We start from the raw sequence: 20,497 nt of genomic DNA, 5'->3' as shown, positions 1-20,497 counted from the left end.
CCGGCGAGAGCTGCCCGCGCGCGGCCTCAGTTAAGCGTGAGGTGACGGCTCATCAGCGCACGCAGGGCAGCGGGCTTCACCGGTTTGGCGAGGAAATCCAGGCCGCTGGCGTGGATTTCCGCCACCAGTTCGGGGCGTGCGTCGGCGCTGATCACCACGCCCGGTATCGGCTCGCCGAGGCGGGTGCGCAGCCAGGCCATCAGCTCGGTGCCGGTCTGGCCGTGATCGAGGTGATAGTCGACCAGCACCAGCTGCGGACGCACATCCTCTGCCAGCAGGCTTTCGCATTCGGCGCGGTCACGCGCGGTCCAGACCTGGCAGCCCCAGCGCGTCAGCAGGCTGTTCATGCCGATCAGGATGCTGTCCTCGTTGTCGATGCACAACACCTGGGTGCCGGTCAGCGCGGTGTGCTGGACGTCGCGAGGTCCTTTCACCTGGCGTGGCTTGGCGTTCTGGGCGATCGGCACGGTCACGCTGAACACGCTGCCCACGCCCGGCCAGGAGCGGACCTCCAGCGGATGGTGCAGTACCTGGCACAGGCCGTCGGCGATCGCCAGCCCCAGGCCCAGGCCTTTCTCGGCGCGGGTCTGGTGGCTGTCCAGACGCTTGAACTCCTCGAAGATCACCTTCAGTTTGTCTTTCGGAATGCCCGGGCCGCGATCCCATACCTCCAGACGCAGGTGCTTGCCCTGGCGACGCACGCCGAGCACCACGCGGCCCTTGGCGTAGCGGAAGGCGTTGGTCAGGAAGTTCTGCAACACCCGGCGCAGCAGGCGGATGTCGCTGTCGATGCGCAGCCGGCTCCCGTGTACACGGAAATCCACGCCCTGTTCGCGCGCCAGCACCGTGAATTCGGTGGTCAGCGTGTCGAACAGCGAGGCGAGTGGGAACGCGTTGCGGTCCGGCATGATTCGCCCGCCTTCCAGACGCGAGATGTCCAGCAGGTCGGTGATCAGGTCCTCGGCCGAGCGCAGCGAGCTGTCGAGGTGGCGCACCAGCTCCTGAGCCTCTTCCGGCAGGGCGTTCTGCTGGTGGGAGAGGGCAGCGGAGAACAGTCGCGCGGCGTTGAGCGGCTGCATCAGGTCGTGGCTGACGGCGGCGAGGAAGCGCGTCTTCGACTGGTTGGCCGCCTCCGCGGTGCTCTTGGCCTCGATCAGCGCCTGGTTGAGCTGCGACAGCTCCTGCGTGCGCTCGCTGACGCGCTGTTCCAGACCCTCGTTGGCGTCCTTCAGCGCGCGCTCGGCCTCGCGGTAGGCGGTGATGTCCGAGAAGCTCATGACGAAACCGCCGCCGGGCATCGGGTTGCCGATCAGTTCGACCACCCGGCCGTTGGGGAACAGCCGTTCGGAGGTGTGCGCGCGGCCCTGACGCATCCAGTACAGGCGCTTGGCGACATGGGTGTCGGGGTCGCCCGGGCCGCACAGGCCGCGTTCGGCGTTGTAGCGGATGATGTCGGCGATGGGCCGGCCGATGTACACCAGTCCGTCCGGATACTCGAACAGCTCGAGGTAGCGGTGGTTCCAGGCCACCAGTCGCAGCGACTGGTCGACCACGCTGATGCCCTGGGTGATGTTCTCGATCGCGCCCTGCAGCAGCGCGCGGTTGAACTGCAGCACTTCCGAGGCTTCGCCGACGATGCGCACCACGTCGTCGACCTGCATGTCGCGGCCTTCCAGTGCGGCTTTGACCACCGCGCGGGTGGAGGAGGCGCCGAGCACGCCGGCGAGCAGCCGCTCGGTGTGTGCGATCCACTGGCCGTCGGCCTGCTGGCGGCGCGAGAAGTCCTGGCCATGACGCCGGGCGAAGCGCTGAAAGCTGCTTTCGGCACGTTCAGCGCCGACGAAGCGCGAGGCGAGCGTCAGCAGGTCCTCGACCTGCACGGCGAGCAGGCGCCGGTTGCTGCTCGGCGAGGTGACCTCCTGGCCGATGAAGCGCCCCGCCTGCCAGTGCTCGGCGACGCGGGTCTGGGTGAGGATCGAGACCCAGAAGAACAGGGTCGCGTTACCCATCAGCGACAGCGTGACGCCCAGCGTCAGCGGGCTGATGTCGAAGCCGATGGAGCCGCTGTACATCCATACCAGCCCCGGGAACATCTCCAGCGGCCAGCCGAGCAGCGGCAGGATCAGCGTGTAGAACCAGATCGCCGCGCCCGCGGCGAGGCCGGCGAACACGCCGCGACGGTTGGCCTGTTTCCAGTACAGCGCGCCGACCATCGCCGGTGCCAGCTGGGTGATGGCGGCGAAGGCGATCTGGCCGATGGTGGCGAGGCTGGCGTTGGGGCCGAGCAGGCGATAGCTGACGTAAGCCAGCAGCAGGATGGCGACGATGCTGATGCGGCGTACCGACAGCATCCAATGGCGGAAGGCCTCGAACGGCTGTTCGGTTTCCTGGCGGCGCAGCAGCCAGGGCAGCAGCATGTCGTTGGAGACCATGGTCGACAGTGCCACGCTGGCAACGATCACCATGCCGGTAGCGGCCGAGGCGCCACCGATGAAGGCCAGCAGGGCAAGCCCGGGATGCGCCTCGGCCAGCGGCAGACTGATGACGAAGGAATCCGGCGAGATGCCGGCGGGCAGCAGCACCTGTCCGGCCAGGGCGATCGGCACGACGAACACCGCTGCCAGTATCAGATAGATGGGAAACACCCAGCGCGCCAGTCGGAAGTCGCGCGGCTCGATGTTCTCCACCACCGCGACGTGAAACTGCCGCGGCAGGCAGACGATGGCCATCATGGCCACGGCGGTCTGCACCAGCATCGACGGCCAGTTGACCGTCTCGGCCCAGTAATCGGACAGCTCGGCCGAGTCGTGGGCGTGGTTGAACAGGTCGCCGAAGCCGTTGAACAGGCCGAAGGTGACGAAGACGCCGACCGCCAGGAACGCCAGCAGTTTGACCAGCGATTCAAAGGCAATCGCCAGCACCATGCCGCGGTGATGCTCGGTGACGTCCAGGTTGCGTGTGCCGAAAAGGATGGTGAACAGCGCCAGGGCGATGGAAACGATCAGCGCCGTGTCGCCGGTCCCGGTGCCGGTGGCATCGATGTTGGTGCCGATCAGCAGGTTGACGCCGAGCACGATGCCCTTGAGCTGCAGCGCGATGTACGGCACCACGCCGACCAGGCAGAACAGCGTGACCACGACGGCCAGCAGCTGCGACTTGCCGTAGCGGGCGGCGATGAAGTCGGCGATCGAGGTGATGTTCTCCTGCTTGCTGATCACGATCATCTTCTGGATCACGTGGGGAGCGAACAGCAGCAGCAGGATCGGGCCCAGGTAGATCGGCAGAAACGCCCACAGTTGTTCGGCGGCCTGGCCGACCGCGCCGAAGAAGGTCCAGCTGGTGCAGTACACCGCCAGCGAGAGGCTGTAGACCCATGCTCGCAGACGCGGCGACATCGACGACTCGCGCTTGCGATCGCCATAGAAGGCGATGGCGAACAGAATGGTCATGTAGATGAGGGCGACCAGTGCGATCAGCCCGCCAGACAGGGTCATGCCAGCTCCGAACAGTGAAGTAGCGACAGGCCAGCGGGGCGGCGACGACAAACGTGCCGAACGCTCAAGACTGGGGGCTGCCGGGTAATCAGTATGATGAATCGGCGCAGTTTCGCAGCATTCGTGCAGCCCGTGTCGCAGGGTGCGACCAAGGTCGCATGGGGTCGGCACGGCACTGGCGGCAGCATCGCCGGCGGCTCTGCGCGGTGCACTTGGCGTCGCGTCGCTGTCTGAATCTGGCTGGCATCGGCCAGCCTGTCCACTACCGGGAGATCATGCATGTTCACGCCGCGTCCGCTCATGCTCCAACGCGGAGCCTTGCGCCTGGAACCGATGGTCGAAGCCGACATCCCCCAGCTGGTGTCGCTGGCCGAAGCGAATCGCGACGAGCTGATGTACATGAACGGGCCGCTGCGCCCGGACTGGTACCGCCATGCGCTGGCCGAGCAGCGCGAAGAGCGTGCCGTGGTGTTCACCGTACGGCTGGCCGAACGCATCGTCGGCACCACGCGCTTCGCCGACTTCATGCCCAGCCTGCCGGCCGCCGAACTGGGCTGGACCTGGCTCGACCGCGCCGAGCACGGTAGCGGCCTGAATGCGTCGATCAAGGCACTGCTGCTGCGCCACGCGTTCGAGGACTGGCAGCTGGTGCGCCTGCAATTGAAGACGGCGGCGCGCAACCTGCGCTCGCAGCGCGCCATCGAGAAGCTCGGCGCGCAGCGCGAAGGGCTGCTGCGCAATCATCGGCGGCTCGCCGACGGCCGGCTCGACGACACCGTGCTGTACAGCATCACCGATCAGGAATGGCCGGCGCTCAAGGCGCAACTGACACTCGGCTGATTTGCCTTCCCGCGTGGCGCGTGCAGGCCGTCGCGCCTGCGGCGGACTTTGCGGTAAGGTTCGTCCTTTGCCGGACCGTCGCTCCGGTCATCCAACTGTCCCGACTGCCCGCTACGCTCGCCAGACCGGCGCAGCGTCGCTGCGGTCGTTGTGCCTTGTCATCGCCAGGGGATTCGATGTCGCGTTCGCAAGAGTTCCTCCACGGTTGTCGCGATATCCTGCCGCTGGTGCTCGGTGCGATCCCCTTCGGCATCATCTTCGGCACACTGTCCATTGGCGCGGGCCTGTCGTTCTGGCAGACGCTTGGCATGTCGGCGCTGGTCTTCGCCGGTTCGGCGCAGTTCATCGCCGTGACTCTGATCAGCGGCGGCGTGGGCGCAGCGGTGGTGTTGTTGACCACCTTCGTGGTCAACCTGCGCCATGCGCTCTACAGCGCGGCGCTGCAGCCGTTCGTGCGCCACCTGTCGGGCCGCTGGCGTGCGCCGCTGGCCTTCCTGCTCACCGACGAGGCGTTCGCCGTGGTGCAGCAGCGCTATGCCCGTGACGATGCCTCGCCGCACAAGCACTGGTTCTTCCTCGGCGCGGCGCTGACGATGTTCGTCAACTGGCAGCTGTCCACGCTGGTCGGTGTGCTGTTCGGCCAGGCGGTACCGGATGTGGCGAGCTGGGGACTGGATTTCGCCATGATCGCGACCTTCATCGGTATCGCCGTGCCGATGATGACCACCCGCCCGCAGGTGGCCTCGGCGGTGTGCGCCGGCATCGTCGCGCTGCTGACCTGGGAGTTGCCCTACAAGCTCGGGCTGATTGCCGCCGCGCTGGCGGGCATCATCGTCGGCGTCTGGCTGGAGCAGCGCGCCGAAGCGGCCGCGCGTGCGCGGGGAGAATTATGAATACCTGGCTGCTCATCTTCGGCATGCTCGCCATCACCTTCCTGACGCGCTATGCCTTCTTCGCCTGGCCGAACCTGCGTTTCCCGCGGTTGGTGGAGCAGGGGCTGCACTATGTGCCGGTGGCGGTGCTGACGGCCATCGTGGTGCCCGGCATGCTGCTGCGCGAAGGCGAGTGGGCGTTGCACTGGCGCAACGCCTACCTGCTGGCCGGCGTGTTGGCGATCGCGATTGCGGTGCTGACGCGCAACCTGCTGGCGACCATCGCCGGCGGGCTGCTGTGCTTCTTCCTGCTGCGCTGGGCTTTCGGCCAGCTGACCCTGTGAGCCGGCGATGAGCATGCATTCGCAATTCACCCTGCTCGGCAAGCGGCGTTTCCTGCCGTTCTTCCTGACGCAACTGCTCGGCGCGTTCAACGACAACGTGTTCAAACAGGCGCTGGTTCTGGCGATTCTGTTCCGCCTCGCTGGCGGCGCGGACAAGAGCCTGCTGGTCAATCTCTGCGCGTTGCTGTTCATCCTGCCGTTCTTTCTGTTCTCCGCGCTGGGCGGGCAGTTCGGCGAGAAGTTCGAGAAGGCCTGGCTGATTCGCCGCATCAAGTTCGCCGAGATTCCGATAATGCTCGCCGGCGCCTGCGGCCTGCTGCTGGGCAATCTGCCGTTGCTGCTGCTGGTGCTGTTCTGCATGGGCACGCAGTCGGCGCTGTTCGGTCCGGTGAAGTACTCGATCCTGCCGCAGCAGCTCGATGACGACGAGCTGGTGGGCGGCAATGCCCTGGTGGAGATGGGCACCTTCCTGGCGATCCTCGGCGGTACGCTCTGCGCCGGGCTGCTGATGGTCAGTGAGTATTACGTCGCCCTGGTGTCGCTCAGCGTGGTGGTGCTGGCGCTGGCGGGCTATCTCACCAGCCTCGGCATTCCGCGGACCGCGGCGGCGCTGCCGCAGTTGAAGCTCGACTGGAATGTGCTGCGCCAGTCATGGCGGGTGATGCGCCTGGGGCTCGGCCAGCAGCGCGCGGTTTCGCACGCCATGCTCGGCAATTCCTGGTTCTGGTTCCTCGGTGCGACCTATCTGACGCAGATTCCGGCCTTCGCCAAGGAGCTGCTGCACGGTGACGAAAGCGTGGTGACGCTAATTCTCACGCTGTTTTCGGTGGGCATCGCGCTGGGTTCGCTGCTGTGCGAGCGGTTGTCGCGGCATCACGTCGAGCTTGGCCTGGTGCCCTTCGGCGCGCTGGGTCTGAGCCTGTGCGGATTATTGCTGTGGTGGCACGCGGCGGCGTTTCCGGCGGTCGCTGGCACGCAGGATTGGCTGACGCTGTTGGGCGAGCCGTTGGCCTGGCTGATCCTGGCGGACATTCTCGGGTTGGGCATGTTCGGCGGGTTGTACATCGTGCCGCTGTATGCGCTGATCCAGTCGCGCAGCGTGGTTCACGAGCGCTCGCGGGTGGTGGCGGCGAACAACATCCTCAACGCGCTGTTCATGGTCGCGTCGGCGCTGGTGGCCATCGTGCTGCTGGTGCTGTTGCAACTGACGATTGCGCAACTGTTTCTCGTCGTTTCGCTGCTGAGCCTGGTGGTGACCGGCGCGCTGTTTCTGTCGGTGCCAGAGTTCATCGAGCGGTTTCTGCTCTGGCTGCTAGGCCCGCGCCGGGGTGGTGCGTTGGCGCTGCGCTTGCGCGTGCGCCGGGACTAGCGCGGGCGGGAACTGCCGCTGTCGACCAGCGGCGCCGCGCCCGCGCGGGGCGGTTCAGATGCCCTGCGGAATCTCTTCGCCGCCGAGTGCCTCGAACAGTGCCGGGAGGAACTCGCGGAAGGTCATCATCATCAGCAGGAAGCTGGCGTCCTGCTGGGCGAGGGCGTCGTCGCCGCCATCCTGTTCAGCCTGATCCTGCAGCAGTTCCTCGAAGCGCAGGCGTTTGATCACCGTCTTGTCGTCGAGCACGAAGGACAGCTTGTCCTGCCAGGCCAGCGCCAGCTGGGTCACCTGCTTGCCGGCCTCCAGATGCTGCTGGATCTCGTCGCTGGTAAGGTCCTGACGCTTGCAGCGCACCGTGCCGCCGTCCTCGTGGGTATCGCGCAGCTCGCATTCGTCGAGCACGAAGAAGTCGTCGGCCGCCTTCTGCGCTTTGACCCATTCGGTAAGCGTGGCGCTGGGCGCGATCTTCACCGTCAGCGGTCGCACCGGCAGTGAGCCGATGGCTTCGCGCAGGGTCGACAGCAGGTCCTCGGCCTTCTTCGGGCTCGCGGAGTTCACCAGAATCAAGCCGCGCTCGGCGTCGATCGCCGCGAAGGTGCCGGACTTGCGGATGAAGGCGCGCGGTAGGAAGGCCTGGATGATCTCGTCCTTTATCTGGTCGCGCTCCTTCTTGTAGACCTTGCGCATCTGCTCGGCCTCGATTTCGTCGACCTTCTCCTTCAGCGCGTCCTTGACCACGCTGCCCGGCAGGATGCGTTCCTCCTTGCGCGTGGCGATCAACAGGAAACCCTGGCTGGCATGCACCAGCGGGGCATCCTCGCCCTTGCCGAACGGCGCGACGAAGCCATAGGTGCTCAGTTCCTGGCTGGCGCAGGGGCGGGCAGGCTTGGCGGCGAGTGCGGTTTCGAGTGTCTCGGGATCGAAAGGAACGTTCTGGGTGAGACGGTAGACGAGCAGGTTGCGAAACCACATGGCAGGGTGACTCTCCGGAAAGCAAAGCGCGCATTATTCCTCCCTGCGGAGCACAGGCCAACCCTGTCGGTCGGCGCGGGCTGTACAAACGGGAAATACGGCAGCAAACCCGGGCTTTTCCTAAGTCTTTGGAACGCCTGCAATTTTTTTTTCATAAGGGGCTTGCCAAGGCACGGATGCCTCTCTAGAATGCGCCCCACTTCGAGAGCAAAGGGTGATTAGCTCAGCCGGGAGAGCATCTGCCTTACAAGCAGAGGGTCGGCGGTTCGATCCCGTCATCACCCACCACTCGAGGTTAAGCGCAGCGGTAGTTCAGTCGGTTAGAATACCGGCCTGTCACGCCGGGGGTCGCGGGTTCGAGTCCCGTCCGCTGCGCCATATTTGCTTCATGGGTCCACTGAACGCCCGGAAGCATTAAAAGAAGCGTCCTTGATGGACGCTTTTTTTATGCCCGTCGTTTGCTCGGCGAGCACATTCCGTCGCCGTGATCGCTTCTGCATCGATGCTGATGCCCACGTCTCTCTTTGCACTCTCTTTACTGTCCCGGCCAGGGTGCGCGGTAGCCAGTGTTTGCGCGTGCCTGCTAAGCTCGGCGTCTTTTCGGGGCCTGTCCCTGCCAGAGTAAAAAGGAAACAGCATGAGACTGAGACATCATCGTTTGGCATCAGCGGTCGCCCTGGTTGGCCTGGTATTGGCCGGCTGCGACTCGCAGACCAGTGTCAAGCTGGAAACTCCTGCGCAGAAGGCTTCCTACGGGATCGGCCTGAACATGGGCAAGAGCCTGGCGCAGGAGGGGATGGATGATCTCGACTCGCAGGCAGTGGCGCAGGGCATCGAGGACGCCATCGGCAAGCAGGAACAGAAGCTGACCGACGAGCAGCTGATGGAGGCGTTTGCCTTCCTGCAGAAGCGTTCGGAAGAGCGCATGGCTGAAATGAACGCCAAGGCGGTCGAGTCCGGCAAGAAATTCCTCGAGGAAAATGCCAAGCGCGACGGCGTGAAGACCACCGAGTCCGGCTTGCAGTACGAAGTGATCAAGGCTGCCGAGGGCGCGCAGCCGACGGCCGACGACATCGTCACCGTGCATTACGAGGGCAGCCTGACCGACGGCACCGTGTTCGATAGCTCGATCAAGCGTGGCAGCCCGATCGATCTGCCGGTCGGCGGCGTGATTCCGGGTTGGGTCGAAGGTCTGCAGCTGATGCACGTCGGCGAGAAGTACAAGCTCTACATCCCGAGCGAGCTGGCTTACGGCGAGCAGAGCCCGAGCCCACTGATTCCGGCCAACTCGGTGCTGGTCTTCGAGCTGGAACTGCTCGGGATCAAGGGTGACGACGCGGCACCGGCGGCCGAAGAAGCTCCCGCTGGTGCGGCGGATGCTGCCAGCAAAGAGTGATCGCAACAGCCATCCCTCCGAAACGCCCCCTCGTGGGGCGTTTTTGTTTGTGCTTCATGCTCGCGTCGATCGAATGTCGTTCGGTTGATTGATCGATATGCATATTCCGTGGTCTGTGTCCTGGTCGTCGCCATTCCTGCGTTGACGGCGGGATGGACGAACCGACCACGGTCTTGATCAAGAGGGCTTCCCTGTTCCATGTCGTACTTGCGTGTGTTGCCTTTTTTGATTGTGCTGGCGGTGGTGCTGGCAAGTGGGTTGCGACCGGAACCGGTGCCGCAGTTGTTTGACCAGCAGGACAAGCTGCATCACCTGCTCGGGTTTGCCGCGCTGGCGTTCACGCTGCGCCTGGCGTTTGCCCGGCTTTCGTTTCTGTGGGGCTTCGGTTTCACAGTCGCCGCGGCGTTGCTGATCGAGTTGACGCAGGGTCTGCTCCCGCATCGCATGGCGTCACGCTGGGACATGTTGGCCAACGTGCTGGGCGTGTTGCTGGGGTGGGGCTGCTCGTTGCTGGTACAGAGCTGGCTGCGCCTGCGTGCCGAGCAGCCGCTCACCGAGTGACGAGCGGTGCGGCGGGGGCGGGAGTTTGCAGGGCCGCAGCCCGTGGTGCGATTTCGTCAGGCATAAAAAAGCCCCGGCTTTACCCGAGGCTTTCGAATTTGGCTCCGCGACCTGGACTCGACTGCGCTAGCAGAACGCGCTTCAGCGCGGCCCCGAAGGGGTGAGGCCGTGGGCCGAATAACCTGGGACGCAGTCCCTGGTGAGAGTCCGGCGGACACAAAAAAACCCCGGTTTTAACCGAGGCTTTCGAATTTGGCTCCGCGACCTGGACTCGAACCAGGGACCCAATGATTAACAGTCATTTGCTCTACCGACTGAGCTATCGCGGAACAACGGTGCGTATCCTACTGTTTGGAAAGGAGAAGTCAACCCCTCCGGGCTGTCCCGCAACACCGCGGGCAGGCAAGATATGCCTGCCCGCGGCGACCCTTACAGAACCTGGACGATGGCGTCGGTGACGATATCCAGATTGTTGCGGTTCAGCGCGGCGGCGCAGATGCGGCCGGTGCTGATGGCGTAGACGCCGAACTCGGCGCGCAGGCGTTCGACCTGTTCGGCCGTGAGTCCCGAATAGGAGAACATCCCGCGCTGAGCGGCGACGAAGCTGAAGTCGATCTTCGCGCCCTTGGCGGCCAGTTGCTTGACCATGCTGAGGCGCATCTCGCGGATACGCTCGCGCATCTCGGCCAGCTCGGCTTCCCACATGGCGCGCAGTTCCGGGCTGTTGAGCACCGAGGCGACGATGGTTGCGCCGTGGGTTGGCGGGTTGGAGTAATTGGTGCGGATCACGCGCTTGACCTGCGACAGCACGCGCGCCGACTCCTCGCGGTTCTGGGTGACCATCGACAGCGCGCCGACCCGCTCGCCATACAGCGAGAAGGACTTGGAGAACGAGCTGGAGACGAAGAAGGTCATGCCCGAGGCGGCGAACAGGCGCACGGCTGCGGCATCTTCCTCGATACTGTCACCGAAGCCCTGATAGGCGATGTCGAGGAACGGGATGTGTCCGCGTGCCTGCAGCACGTCGAGAATCTGTTTCCAGTCCTCCAGCGTGAGGTCGACGCCGGTCGGGTTGTGGCAGCAGGCGTGCAGCACCACGATGGAGCGCGCCGGCAGATCCTGCAGGTCGGCGAGCAGGCCAGCACGGTCGATACCGTGGGTGGTGGCGTCGTAGTAACGGTAGTTCTGCACCGGGAAGCCGGCGGATTCGAACAGCGCGCGATGGTTTTCCCAGCTCGGGTTGCTGATCGCCACGGTGGCGTCGGGCAGCAGTCGCTTGAGGAAGTCGGCGCCGACCTTCAGTGCGCCGGTGCCGCCCAGAGCCTGGGCTGTGACCACGCGACCCTCGGCGAGGAGTGCCGAATCGTTGCCGAACAGCAGCTTCTGTACTGCCGAGTCATAGGCGGCGATGCCTTCGATCGGCAGATAACCGCGCGGTGCATGTGCGGCGATGCGTGCCTGTTCGGCCTCGGCAACGGCACGCAGCAGCGGAATACGGCCTTCTTCGTTGTAATAGACGCCGACACCGAGATTGACCTTGTTCTGCCGCGTGTCGGCATTGAAGGCTTCATTGAGGCCGAGGATGGGATCACGCGGCGCCATTTCGACAGCAGAGAACAAACTCATGGTGAGGGGGCTCGAAAGAGAAGAGTGGCGGAAACATCGACCCCCGCACTGGCGCGCAGGGGGATGCGCAAACGGGGCGGTAGTATAGCGGCCACTCCTGCAGCCTGCGATATGCTAAAGCGGTTTTCTGCCCCGCGCGGCCGGCGCTCCGACAGCCTGCTGGTGGGGTGCAGAACCTGGGGTCCAGCATGTTTTTTTCAGAGGGGCGAGATGTCCAAGTTCGAGTTGGTCACGCGATTCAAGCCGGCCGGCGATCAGCCGGAGGCCATCCGCCTGATGGTCGAGGGTCTCGAGGCAGGGTTGTCGCACCAGACGCTGCTGGGGGTGACCGGTTCGGGCAAGACCTTCAGTATCGCCAATGTCATCGCCCAGGTGCAGCGCCCGACAATGGTGCTGGCGCCGAACAAGACGCTGGCGGCCCAGCTGTATGGCGAATTCAAGGCGTTCTTCCCGAACAATGCGGTGGAATACTTCGTTTCCTATTACGACTACTACCAGCCTGAAGCCTACGTTCCGTCGTCGGACACCTTCATCGAGAAAGACGCATCGATCAACGATCACATCGAGCAGATGCGCCTGTCGGCGACCAAGGCGCTGCTGGAGCGGCCCGACGCGATCATCGTCACCACCGTCTCCTGCATCTACGGCCTCGGTGATCCGCAGTCCTATCTGAAGATGGTGCTGCACGTCGATCGCGGCGATCGCCTTGATCAGCGCGAGCTGCTGCGCCGGCTGACTGGCCTGCAGTACACGCGCAACGATATGGATTTCGCCCGCGCGACCTTCCGTGTGCGCGGTGACGTGATCGACGTGTTCCCGGCCGAATCGGAGCTCGAAGCGGTGCGCATCGAGCTGTTCGACGACGAAGTGGAGAGTCTGTCGGCGTTCGATCCGCTGACCGGCGAGGTGATCCGCAAGCTGCCGCGCTTCACCTTCTACCCCAAGAGTCACTACGTGACCCCGCGCGAGACGCTGCTCGGTGCCATCGACAAGATCAAGGACGAGCTACGCGAGCGGCTCGACTACCTGCGCGGGCAGAACAAGCTGGTGGAGGCGCAGCGTCTGGAACAGCGCACGCGCTTCGATCTGGAAATGATCATGGAGCTGGGCTACTGCAACGGCATCGAGAACTACTCGCGCTACCTCTCCGGACGCGAGGCGGGCGAGCCGCCGCCGACGCTGTTCGACTACCTGCCACCCAATGCGCTGCTGGTGATCGACGAGTCGCACGTCTCGGTGCCGCAGGTCGGCGCGATGTACAAGGGCGACCGTTCGCGCAAGGAAACCCTGGTGGAGTACGGCTTCCGCCTGCCATCGGCGCTGGATAACCGACCGATGCGCTTCGACGAGTGGGAGGCGATCTGTCCGCAGACCATCTTCGTTTCCGCCACGCCCGGGCCATACGAGGCCGAGCACGCCGGCCGCGTGGTCGAGCAGGTGGTGCGACCGACCGGTCTGGTCGATCCGCAGATCGAGGTGCGGCCGGCGCTGACCCAGGTCGACGACCTGCTGTCCGAGATCCGCAAGTGCGTGGCCAAGGAAGAGCGCGTACTGGTTACCACGCTGACCAAGCGTATGGCCGAGGACCTCACCGATTACCTTGGCGACCATGACGTGCGCGTACGCTATCTGCATTCGGACATCGATACCGTGGAGCGCGTGGAAATCATCCGCGACCTGCGCCTGGGCACTTTCGACGTGCTGGTGGGGATCAACCTGCTGCGCGAGGGGTTGGATATGCCGGAGGTATCGTTGGTCGCGATCCTCGATGCCGACAAGGAAGGCTTCCTGCGCTCCGAGCGTTCGCTGATCCAGACCATCGGCCGCGCTGCGCGCAACCTCAACGGTCGCGCCATTCTCTACGCCGACAACATCACCGGCTCGATGCAGCGCGCCATCGACGAGACCGAGCGCCGTCGCAACAAGCAGATCGCCTTCAACGAGGCCCACGGCATCGTGCCGAAGGGCGTGAAGAAGGATGTGCAGGACATTCTGGAAGGCGCCACCGTGCCCGGCTCGCGCAGCCGCAAACGGCGCAGCGAGGCCAAGGCCGCGGAGGAGAGTGCGCGCTACGAGAGCAAGCTGCGTTCGCCGAGCGAGATCACCAAGCGCATCCGTCAGCTGGAGGAAAAGATGCTGCTGCTGGCGCGCGACCTGGAGTTCGAAGCTGCTGCCGAGGCCCGCGACGAGATTCACAAGCTGCGCGAGCGCCTGCTGCAGGTCTAGCGCGACAGCCGTGCTGCCCGGGGGCGAACTGGAGCAGCCGGCGCCGCGCCTGCTAACATTCGCGCCTTCGATTTTCCGTCCGTCCTTTCGTTCGAGAGCTTCCATGACCACGGTCCGCACCCGCATCGCGCCATCTCCGACCGGCGATCCCCACGTCGGCACTGCCTATATCGCGCTGTTCAACCTGTGCTTCGCGCGTCAGCACGGCGGCCAGTTCATCCTGCGCATCGAGGACACCGATCAGGTGCGTTCGACTCGCGAATCCGAGCAGCAGATCTATGACGCGCTGCGCTGGCTGGGCATCGAGTGGGACGAGGGTCCGGATGTCGGCGGTCGGCACGGTCCGTACCGGCAGAGCGAGCGGGGCGCGATCTACAAGAAATACTCGGACGAGCTGGTCGCCAAGGGCCACGCCTTCCCGTGCTTCTGCTCCGCCGAGCGTCTGGATGCGGTGCGCGCCGAGCAGATGGCCAACAAGGAAACGCCGCGCTACGACGGCCACTGCATGCACATCGCGCCGGAAGAGGCGCAGCGTCGCGTCACCGCTGGCGAATCGCACGTGGTGCGCATGAAGGTGCCGGAAGAGGGCAACTGCGTGGTCAAGGACATGCTGCGTGGCGAGGTGGAGATCGGTTGGGACCGCATCGACATGCAGGTGCTGATGAAGGCCGACGGCCTGCCCACCTATTTCCTCGCCAACGTGGTGGATGACCATCTGATGGGCATCACCCACGTGCTGCGCGGCGAGGAGTGGCTGCCGTCCGCACCGAAGTTGCTCAAGCTGTACGAATATTTCGGCTGGGAAGCGCCGGTGAACTGCTACATGCCGCTGCTGCGCAACCCGGACAAGAGCAAGCTCTCCAAGCGCAAGAATCCCACCTCGATCACCTTCTACCAGCGCATGGGCTTCCTGCCGCAGGCAATGCTCAACTACCTGGGGCGCATGGGCTGGTCGATGCCGGACGAGCGCGAGAAGTTCACCCTCGACGAGATGATCGCCCACTTCGACATCACTCGCGTGTCGCTGGGCGGGCCGATCTTCGATCTGGAGAAACTTTCCTGGCTGAACGGCCAGTGGCTGCGCGAGCTGCCGGTGGAGCGCTTCGCGGAAGAAGTGCAGAAGTGGGCGTTCAATCCGGAGTACCTGATGAAGATCGCCCCGCACGTGCAGCAGCGCGTGGAGACCTTCAGTCAGATCGCACCGCTGGCTGGTTTCTTCTTTTCCGGCGCGCTGAACCTCGACAGCGGACTATTCGCGCACAAGAAACTGGACGAAGCCCAGGTACGGCAGGTGCTGCAGTTGATCCTCTGGAAGCTGGAGGCGCTGCGGCATTGGGAGAAGGAGCGCATCACCGGCTGCATCATGCAGGTCGCCGAGCACCTCGGTTTCAAGCTGCGCGATGTGATGCCGTTGATGTTCGCGGCGATTACCGGGCAGGCGAGTTCGGTGTCGGTGCTCGATGCCATGGAAATCATCGGGCCGGATCTGACCCGCTTCCGGTTGCGTAATGCGTTGGAACTCCTCGGCGGCGCGTCGAAGAAAGAAGCCAAGGAGTGGGAGAAGCTGCTCGCGACGATCGGCTGATCGCCGCGCAGTTCGAGGCCGTGCCCCGTCACACGGGCGCGGCATGCGAGAGCGGCGGCATGGCGCCATTCGTCGGCGATAAGTATTTGTTCCTGCTGCCAAAAACTTCGGGGCGCGGTCGAAAATAATGTTGACACTGCCCAGGTGCGCCCCTAATATGCGCCCCGTCCTCGAGATGGGGCTATAGCTCAGCTGGGAGAGCGCTTGCATGGCATGCAAGAGGTCGACGGTTCGATCCCGTCTAGCTCCACCAATCTCGATTGCCACGCCGGTCATTTGATCGGTCGCCTTTGAAGGGCTTGCGTCCCCTTCGTCTAGTGGCCTAGGACACCGCCCTTTCACGGCGGTAACAGGGGTTCGAGTCCCCTAGGGGACGCCACTTTCCAGCTGCTACACCTTGTGTAGCGCACGTCGCGAGACGCTAAATCCGGGGCTATAGCTCAGCTGGGAGAGCGCTTGCATGGCATGCAAGAGGTCGACGGTTCGATCCCGTCTAGCTCCACCAATTCCACGCGCTTCGGCAGATTTGCCGGATCGTATCGAAGGTTTCGTCCCCTTCGTCTAGTGGCCTAGGACACCGCCCTTTCACGGCGGTAACAGGGGTTCGAGTCCCCTAGGGGACGCCATTTTCTTGCCCGTCTTGGGCTTCAAGGGGTCATTCCATCATGGAGTGGCCCTTTTGTTTTTGGGGTCGAAAAAACTCCGCCTCGTCTGTGCATCATTTTTTTGCATACTTCGGCGTGCTGAATGGCAGGGCATCGCGCTGCCTTGCTATGGGGTGACAGCGCGGCCCGACTGGGCTTTCATGCACACCGCAGCGTTAACGTAAGGGGAACATCATGGGGTGGGATCTGGCGGATGCGTTCGTCATCGAGCTGGATGTCGGCGCAGAGCATATCGACGAGCTCGGTCATGCCAACAACGCGGTCTATGTGTCCTGGCTGGAAAACTGTGCCTGGCAGCATTCGCGTAGCCTGGGGCTCGGCCTGGAAGACTATCGCCGGCTGAACCGGGCAATGGCGGTGCTGCGCCATGAGATCGATTATCTGGCCGCCGCCTACGAGGGCGATCATCTTTGCCTGGCAACCTGGATCGTCGAGTCCGATCAGCGGCTGAAGATGAAGCGGCATTTCCAGCTCGTACGGCCGGCGGACGGGGTGACGCTGCTGCGCGCGCAGACCACGTTCGTGTGCATCGAGATGTCCACCGGCAAGCCGAAGCGCATGCCGGCGGAGTTCATTGAAGGCTATGGTCGCGCGTTGATCGAGCCCTATCCACTCGGGCTCTGACCGAAGCAGGCTCGCCCGGACGCGGCGTTGCTCGTATGATGCAACGCCCGCGTCGTTGATCGACCGTGGCGGTCGCTTCTTTCGTCGGTAAAACCGCTGCCGTGAGCCAGAGCAAGTCCCGCAAGATCATCCATATTGACTGCGCAGCTTGTTTTCCATCGTTTTTTCACATTCGTACTATCCGCGCAGGGCGCGGGCCTTGGACGGTTTGTGTTCACGGGGGTTCGCTGGTGTGCTGGGCCAGTCAAGTAAAAGGCGGGTATTAAAGCGGGGTACTTTTAAGCGAGAGCGATACCCGCAATGCCACTTACTGACATCCAGATTCGCCAGGCCAAGCCGGGCGAGAGGCCCCGCAAACTCTCGGATGAGCGAGGGCTGTTCATCGAGATTCGCCCGACCGGTGCCAAGCTCTGGCGCTACCGGTACAAGATCGAAGGCAAGGAAAATGTATTTGCCCTCGGTGAGTACCCCGAGATGGGGCTGGCAGATGCCCGTGCGGAGCGTGACAAGGCTCGTGCTCTGGTCAAGCAGGGCCGCCACCCGTCTCATGTACGCCGTACAGCGCGAGCCAGGCAGGTGTTGGAGGGCCAGTCTTCGTTCAAGATCGTCGCGTTGGAGTGGATCGGCAGCAAAACTGGAATCACTGACGGCTACCGTGGCCAGTTGACCCGGGCGTTCACCAAGAACCTGTTCCCCTACGTGGGTCGGCTGCCATTGCGCGATGTTACGTCCGCGCACCTGCTGGAATGTCTACGACGGATGGAGAGGCGCGGTGCAACTTACTACGCAATCTCTCTGTGCAACTGGCTATCGCAGATGTTCCGTTATGCAGTGCGGACATTACGCGCGGACGCGGACCCTGCCGCGGCGCTGTACGGAGCGTTTGTTCGTGACCCGGTGCAGCATAGCCGGCCGATGTCGCCTGAAGATATGGCACGGTTTCGGCGCGAACTCGCCGGGTATGGTGGCTTTCGCACGAACACCATCGCTCTGGAGCTGATGCAGTTGCTATTCCTTCGCACCGTAGAGATTCGTCGCGGGCGCTGGGAACATGTCGATTTGGACGCAGCGCTTTGGAATATACCGCCTGAACTGATGAAGAAGCGGCGCCGCCACTTGGTGCCTTTGCCGTCACGTGCCGTCGAGTTGCTGAAGGAGTTGCACACCATTACCGGTGCGCGTGGGCTGATGTTTCCCGGGCTGCGCCATCCTGACAAGCCGGTGGATGGTTCGACGTTCAACCGTGCGCTAGAACGGCTCGGGATGAAGGGCTTTACCTGTCACGATTTCCGCGCGACTGCCTCCACCCACTTGTATGAGTCGGGCCTGTTTCGAAGTGAGGTAATAGAACTGCAATTGGCCCATGCAGAGGACAACCAGACCAAGGCTGCGTATAACCATGCGCAATACCTGCCTGAGCGAATCGAAATGATGCGATGGTGGCAGGACTTCTGTCTGGACTGTCAGTGAAGAAGGGCTGCCTAGTCAGCCCTTTTGCCTTTCTGTTCCTCAATCCATTCCTGAATCTCAAGCTGAGACCAGCGCGAGTAGCGGCCCAGCTTGATAGGTTCTGGGAATTCCTCGAATTGAAGCATGCCGTAGATTTTCGTCCTACCCATGCCAACCTGGCTGATGACCTCCTCAATCTTGATGAGGCGGTCGAGCTGTTTCTGGCTCATCAGTGCGCCGCCCCCTTGCGATGCTTCTTCATGCCTTGGCGGCTAGTTAAATGCATGTTGAGGGCGGTTAGTAGGTATCTCGTGGGCGTCTGCACGCCCGAGTTGTTGGCTCGAAGCGCTTCGCTAGTGCTGGGATTATCTGACATCGGCATGTGGTGTTTCCTCTTGCTCATAACCGACACCCATTGAATAGCATTGCAAATCCCTTTTGTGGTGCTATCTGACCAGATTTTGGTAGGTTTAAAAGCGTGTCCAGCAACGGTCCAGGCTGTGGCCACCTATGCCTCGGTATCAAGGCAACTCCATATCGGTACATCACATGCGACGCGCAGCCGGCTTAGCGGTGAAACTCGTCATTAGGCGGCTTATTGCCCGACTGATTTCGGGCATTCTTACCGTCTAGGTGTCTCGCCAGGACAAGCCCAATTGCGGCTGCTGCAGCCACGACTATCAGCACCGTACCGACGGCTATCAGGAGCTTGCCTACAGTCGTATCCATGATGGTCCTTCTGGTTCAGGGGCAACCATGGTGGGTTGCCAAAGTGGATGTTCGATGGCAGCAAGGCCGGTCTTGAAGCTGACTTCTTGACAAAAAATCGCCTCACGCAACATGGCACTGCCACAGTGGATGTCAGAAGGCAACGCAGGTTCAGCATCGTTTGCTTCCAAGCCCAACGACGATGCAGTAGGTACCCGGTACCGCCAGAACGACGCAGACGATTGGCCCCGTGCCCATGATCTTGCTCCAGAGGATTTTTAGAAGTGGATAGGCCAGGAGTACTGCTGTCGCTTCAGACGGTTGCATGATGGCCAGTCTGCCGAGACTTGCGGCGCTCATTCCCGAAAGCAGGATCAGCATGGACCCCGTCAGTGCCGTCCACGGTCGCAGCCTTGACGGCGACTTGCGATAGGGAGCAGAGCCCGGATGCTCCAAGGGCAGTGGAATTTGCCGAACCAGCTTGCGTCGCGTAATGGGTGCATCAAGCGCCAGGACCAGCCAGGAAATTCCGATGGCAATGGCCAGAGTGAGGCTTGCTACCAGTGCAAGTGGCGACATGAGCGATTCTCCTTGGCGAAAGTTGCAGCTGCAGCTGTCAATCGATACTGAAGGCAGAAAAACCGCCGCCGAAGTCGCCCATGTCGTGGCCAAACGACTGGCTGCTGCTCATCAGATCCAGGCCGTATGGGTTGCCTATGACATCGATACCGCCATCGAGCATGTGAAGGCCTGTGGCGGGATTGATCTCACAGATTTCCAAGTGCTCGAAGTCTTTGGATAAGAAAGCAGACGCCTGATTCTGATTGACCGGATCGGCCCAACCAGAGTGATCCTGCATGAAGTCGACGGGCGTGCCCGCTTCTTTCTCTGTCAACGGATCGAGCGGCTGGTACCACCGGCGTTCATGGCGAATGCTCAGGCCGTCGTGCACTAATACCGCCTTTCCCCGGCTGGGGTAAATGATTGTTGTGCACGCAGGTTTGGCGGATTGGATGATTGAGGCGAAGAGGCTGGCGAGGTTCATGATCAGATTCATGATTGGCTCCTTTGGATGTAGGTGCCTTCAGCATCGCCTGAACTTCAAGGAACCCAAATCCCGCCACTTTCACTCTTCAGGTTCGTGAGGTGATTCGCCTGTGATCAACTCGGCGACGGCGTTTTGCAGGCTTCGTAAACGCTGCTGCGCTGCACATCAAACACCCGGCACAGTTCGGCTCGTGGATACCGCTCGCCCAATGCCTCGAACAGCGCGCCACTGCGAGCTGAACAGTCAGCTTCTCTCATCAAGCGCCCAGCCATAAAGCGGCCAACTTGCACGCCCTGTATTCGCAGCGCTGCCGATAATGTTCTGGCTCCCGTGGGAGCCACGACTTTGTGCATGAAGCTCGGTAGCAAGCTGACGCCAGGCGAAAGCGGAGGACGGTTTCCAAGGTTAGGTGAAAGTGTGAAGCCCAGCAGTGGCGCTGGCTGTAGCTACTTTCACCCTTCAGTTTCCGCGGTGAAATCCGCCACTTTCACCTTTCAAGGGTCGATAGGTGAAACTGGAAGCTACTTTCCACGTAAGGTGAAAGTGCGAAACCCAGCAGCAGCGCGGGCTGTAGCTACTTTCACCCTTCAGTTGCCACGGTGAAACTGTTCACTTTCACCCTTCACGGCGGAGAAGAGGTGAAAGTGGGGGGCAGTTTCCAAGTAAGGTGAAAGTGTGAAACCCAGCAACGGCGCGGGCTGTGGCCACTTTCACC

16 protein-coding genes and 7 tRNA genes are annotated in these 20,497 nt (G+C 62.8%); 16 read left to right on the top strand and 7 right to left on the bottom strand.

What is annotated here, in order from left to right; translation table 11 throughout:
• Window positions 1–26 precede the first annotated feature (26 nt).
• Window positions 27–3,494: a hybrid sensor histidine kinase/response regulator gene (locus NAV27_RS14255; RefSeq protein WP_102828778.1), complete on the bottom strand. Its 3,468-nt coding sequence runs from the start codon at window positions 3,492–3,494 to the stop codon at window positions 27–29.
• Window positions 3,495–3,773: 279 nt separating this feature from the next.
• Between NAV27_RS14255 and NAV27_RS14250 the strand changes: the two genes are divergently transcribed.
• The 4 genes from NAV27_RS14250 to NAV27_RS14235 all read left to right on the top strand — a co-directional run bounded on the left by NAV27_RS14250 (window position 3,774) and on the right by NAV27_RS14235 (window position 6,919).
• Window positions 3,774–4,334, top strand: coding sequence for a GNAT family N-acetyltransferase (locus tag NAV27_RS14250; protein ID WP_008567624.1), 561 nt, complete (start codon window positions 3,774–3,776; stop codon window positions 4,332–4,334).
• A 176-nt stretch (window positions 4,335–4,510) separates the two neighbouring features.
• Window positions 4,511–5,227, top strand: coding sequence for an AzlC family ABC transporter permease (locus tag NAV27_RS14245; protein WP_102828779.1), 717 nt, complete (start codon window positions 4,511–4,513; stop codon window positions 5,225–5,227).
• On the top strand, window positions 5,224–5,550 hold the full coding sequence (locus NAV27_RS14240; protein ID WP_102828780.1) for an AzlD domain-containing protein: 327 nt from the start codon (window positions 5,224–5,226) through the stop codon (window positions 5,548–5,550). Before NAV27_RS14245 ends, NAV27_RS14240 begins: the two co-directional genes overlap by 4 nt.
• 7 nt (window positions 5,551–5,557) lie before the next feature.
• Window positions 5,558–6,919 (top strand): MFS transporter, encoded by a 1,362-nt coding sequence (locus NAV27_RS14235; RefSeq protein WP_102828781.1) that lies wholly within the window; start codon window positions 5,558–5,560, stop codon window positions 6,917–6,919.
• Between the two features lie 54 nt (window positions 6,920–6,973).
• Here the strand turns inward: NAV27_RS14235 and rdgC are convergent, their stop codons facing one another.
• Complete coding sequence (rdgC, locus tag NAV27_RS14230) at window positions 6,974–7,894, bottom strand: recombination-associated protein RdgC (protein WP_102828782.1); 921 nt, start codon at window positions 7,892–7,894, stop codon at window positions 6,974–6,976.
• A 212-nt stretch (window positions 7,895–8,106) separates the two neighbouring features.
• Between rdgC and NAV27_RS14225 the strand changes: the two genes are divergently transcribed.
• The 4 genes from NAV27_RS14225 (at window position 8,107) to NAV27_RS14210 (ending at window position 9,851) form a co-directional block, all read left to right on the top strand.
• Window positions 8,107–8,182: transfer RNA gene (locus NAV27_RS14225), tRNA-Val, on the top strand.
• Window positions 8,183–8,195: 13 nt separating this feature from the next.
• Window positions 8,196–8,272, top strand: a tRNA-Asp gene (locus tag NAV27_RS14220).
• 259 nt (window positions 8,273–8,531) lie between these two features.
• Window positions 8,532–9,290, top strand: coding sequence for a BamJ family beta-barrel-assembly machinery protein (gene bamJ / locus NAV27_RS14215; RefSeq protein ID WP_102828783.1), 759 nt, complete (start codon window positions 8,532–8,534; stop codon window positions 9,288–9,290).
• 198 nt (window positions 9,291–9,488) lie between these two features.
• A complete protein-coding gene (locus tag NAV27_RS14210) occupies window positions 9,489–9,851 on the top strand; it encodes a VanZ family protein (RefSeq protein WP_008567617.1) in 363 nt (120 codons plus the stop codon).
• A 253-nt stretch (window positions 9,852–10,104) separates the two neighbouring features.
• Here the strand turns inward: NAV27_RS14210 and NAV27_RS14205 are convergent.
• Window positions 10,105–10,180, bottom strand: a tRNA-Asn gene (locus NAV27_RS14205).
• Between the two features lie 100 nt (window positions 10,181–10,280).
• Window positions 10,281–11,477, bottom strand: a complete 1,197-nt coding sequence (locus NAV27_RS14200; protein ID WP_008567616.1) for an amino acid aminotransferase — start codon at window positions 11,475–11,477, stop codon at window positions 10,281–10,283.
• A 210-nt stretch (window positions 11,478–11,687) separates the two neighbouring features.
• On the opposite strand from NAV27_RS14200, the gene uvrB reads away from it, so the two are divergent.
• The 8 genes from uvrB (at window position 11,688) to NAV27_RS14160 (ending at window position 18,047) form a co-directional block, all read left to right on the top strand.
• Complete coding sequence (uvrB, locus tag NAV27_RS14195) at window positions 11,688–13,703, top strand: excinuclease ABC subunit UvrB (protein WP_102828784.1); 2,016 nt, start codon at window positions 11,688–11,690, stop codon at window positions 13,701–13,703.
• Between the two features lie 103 nt (window positions 13,704–13,806).
• On the top strand, window positions 13,807–15,288 hold the full coding sequence (gene gltX / locus NAV27_RS14190) for a glutamate--tRNA ligase (protein WP_102828785.1): 1,482 nt from the start codon (window positions 13,807–13,809) through the stop codon (window positions 15,286–15,288).
• A 177-nt stretch (window positions 15,289–15,465) separates the two neighbouring features.
• Window positions 15,466–15,541, top strand: a tRNA-Ala gene (locus NAV27_RS14185).
• Between the two features lie 50 nt (window positions 15,542–15,591).
• Window positions 15,592–15,667, top strand: a tRNA-Glu gene (locus NAV27_RS14180).
• A 50-nt stretch (window positions 15,668–15,717) separates the two neighbouring features.
• Window positions 15,718–15,793 (top strand) — tRNA-Ala (locus tag NAV27_RS14175).
• A gap of 45 nt (window positions 15,794–15,838) precedes the next feature.
• Window positions 15,839–15,914, top strand: a tRNA-Glu gene (locus NAV27_RS14170).
• Window positions 15,915–16,127: 213 nt separating this feature from the next.
• Window positions 16,128–16,577 (top strand): acyl-CoA thioesterase, encoded by a 450-nt coding sequence (locus NAV27_RS14165; protein ID WP_008567612.1) that lies wholly within the window; start codon window positions 16,128–16,130, stop codon window positions 16,575–16,577.
• Window positions 16,578–16,877: 300 nt separating this feature from the next.
• Complete coding sequence (locus NAV27_RS14160; RefSeq protein WP_102828786.1) at window positions 16,878–18,047, top strand: tyrosine-type recombinase/integrase; 1,170 nt, start codon at window positions 16,878–16,880, stop codon at window positions 18,045–18,047.
• An 11-nt stretch (window positions 18,048–18,058) separates the two neighbouring features.
• Here NAV27_RS14160 and NAV27_RS14155 read toward each other — a convergent pair whose 3' ends face one another.
• From NAV27_RS14155 to NAV27_RS14145, 3 genes are all read right to left on the bottom strand, one after another.
• Window positions 18,059–18,256: a helix-turn-helix transcriptional regulator gene (locus NAV27_RS14155; RefSeq protein ID WP_008567609.1), complete on the bottom strand. Its 198-nt coding sequence runs from the start codon at window positions 18,254–18,256 to the stop codon at window positions 18,059–18,061.
• A 649-nt stretch (window positions 18,257–18,905) separates the two neighbouring features.
• Window positions 18,906–19,313, bottom strand: a complete 408-nt coding sequence (locus NAV27_RS14150; RefSeq protein WP_008567608.1) for a hypothetical protein — start codon at window positions 19,311–19,313, stop codon at window positions 18,906–18,908.
• Window positions 19,314–19,350: 37 nt separating this feature from the next.
• Complete coding sequence (locus tag NAV27_RS14145) at window positions 19,351–19,791, bottom strand: hypothetical protein (protein ID WP_008567607.1); 441 nt, start codon at window positions 19,789–19,791, stop codon at window positions 19,351–19,353.
• Between the last annotated feature and the right edge of the window lie 706 nt (window positions 19,792–20,497).

The organism is Stutzerimonas degradans, assembly GCF_024448505.1.
Classification (GTDB): domain Bacteria; phylum Pseudomonadota; class Gammaproteobacteria; order Pseudomonadales; family Pseudomonadaceae; genus Stutzerimonas; species Stutzerimonas degradans.
The sequence above is the reverse complement of the archived record's forward strand: the minus strand, read 5'-3'. Positions and strand labels throughout refer to the sequence as shown.

Coding starts and splice junctions, on each gene's coding strand:
- NAV27_RS14255 (WP_102828778.1), bottom strand. CDS start 3,494: ATGACCCTGTCTGGCGGGCTGATCGCACTGGTCGCCCTCATCTACATG.
- NAV27_RS14250 (WP_008567624.1), top strand. CDS start 3,774: ATGTTCACGCCGCGTCCGCTCATGCTCCAACGCGGAGCCTTGCGCCTG.
- NAV27_RS14245 (WP_102828779.1), top strand. CDS start 4,511: ATGTCGCGTTCGCAAGAGTTCCTCCACGGTTGTCGCGATATCCTGCCG.
- NAV27_RS14240 (WP_102828780.1), top strand. CDS start 5,224: ATGAATACCTGGCTGCTCATCTTCGGCATGCTCGCCATCACCTTCCTG.
- NAV27_RS14235 (WP_102828781.1), top strand. CDS start 5,558: ATGAGCATGCATTCGCAATTCACCCTGCTCGGCAAGCGGCGTTTCCTG.
- rdgC (WP_102828782.1), bottom strand. CDS start 7,894: ATGTGGTTTCGCAACCTGCTCGTCTACCGTCTCACCCAGAACGTTCCT.
- bamJ (WP_102828783.1), top strand. CDS start 8,532: ATGAGACTGAGACATCATCGTTTGGCATCAGCGGTCGCCCTGGTTGGC.
- NAV27_RS14210 (WP_008567617.1), top strand. CDS start 9,489: ATGTCGTACTTGCGTGTGTTGCCTTTTTTGATTGTGCTGGCGGTGGTG.
- NAV27_RS14200 (WP_008567616.1), bottom strand. CDS start 11,477: ATGAGTTTGTTCTCTGCTGTCGAAATGGCGCCGCGTGATCCCATCCTC.
- uvrB (WP_102828784.1), top strand. CDS start 11,688: ATGTCCAAGTTCGAGTTGGTCACGCGATTCAAGCCGGCCGGCGATCAG.
- gltX (WP_102828785.1), top strand. CDS start 13,807: ATGACCACGGTCCGCACCCGCATCGCGCCATCTCCGACCGGCGATCCC.
- NAV27_RS14165 (WP_008567612.1), top strand. CDS start 16,128: ATGGGGTGGGATCTGGCGGATGCGTTCGTCATCGAGCTGGATGTCGGC.
- NAV27_RS14160 (WP_102828786.1), top strand. CDS start 16,878: ATGCCACTTACTGACATCCAGATTCGCCAGGCCAAGCCGGGCGAGAGG.
- NAV27_RS14155 (WP_008567609.1), bottom strand. CDS start 18,256: ATGAGCCAGAAACAGCTCGACCGCCTCATCAAGATTGAGGAGGTCATC.
- NAV27_RS14150 (WP_008567608.1), bottom strand. CDS start 19,313: ATGTCGCCACTTGCACTGGTAGCAAGCCTCACTCTGGCCATTGCCATC.
- NAV27_RS14145 (WP_008567607.1), bottom strand. CDS start 19,791: ATGAATCTGATCATGAACCTCGCCAGCCTCTTCGCCTCAATCATCCAA.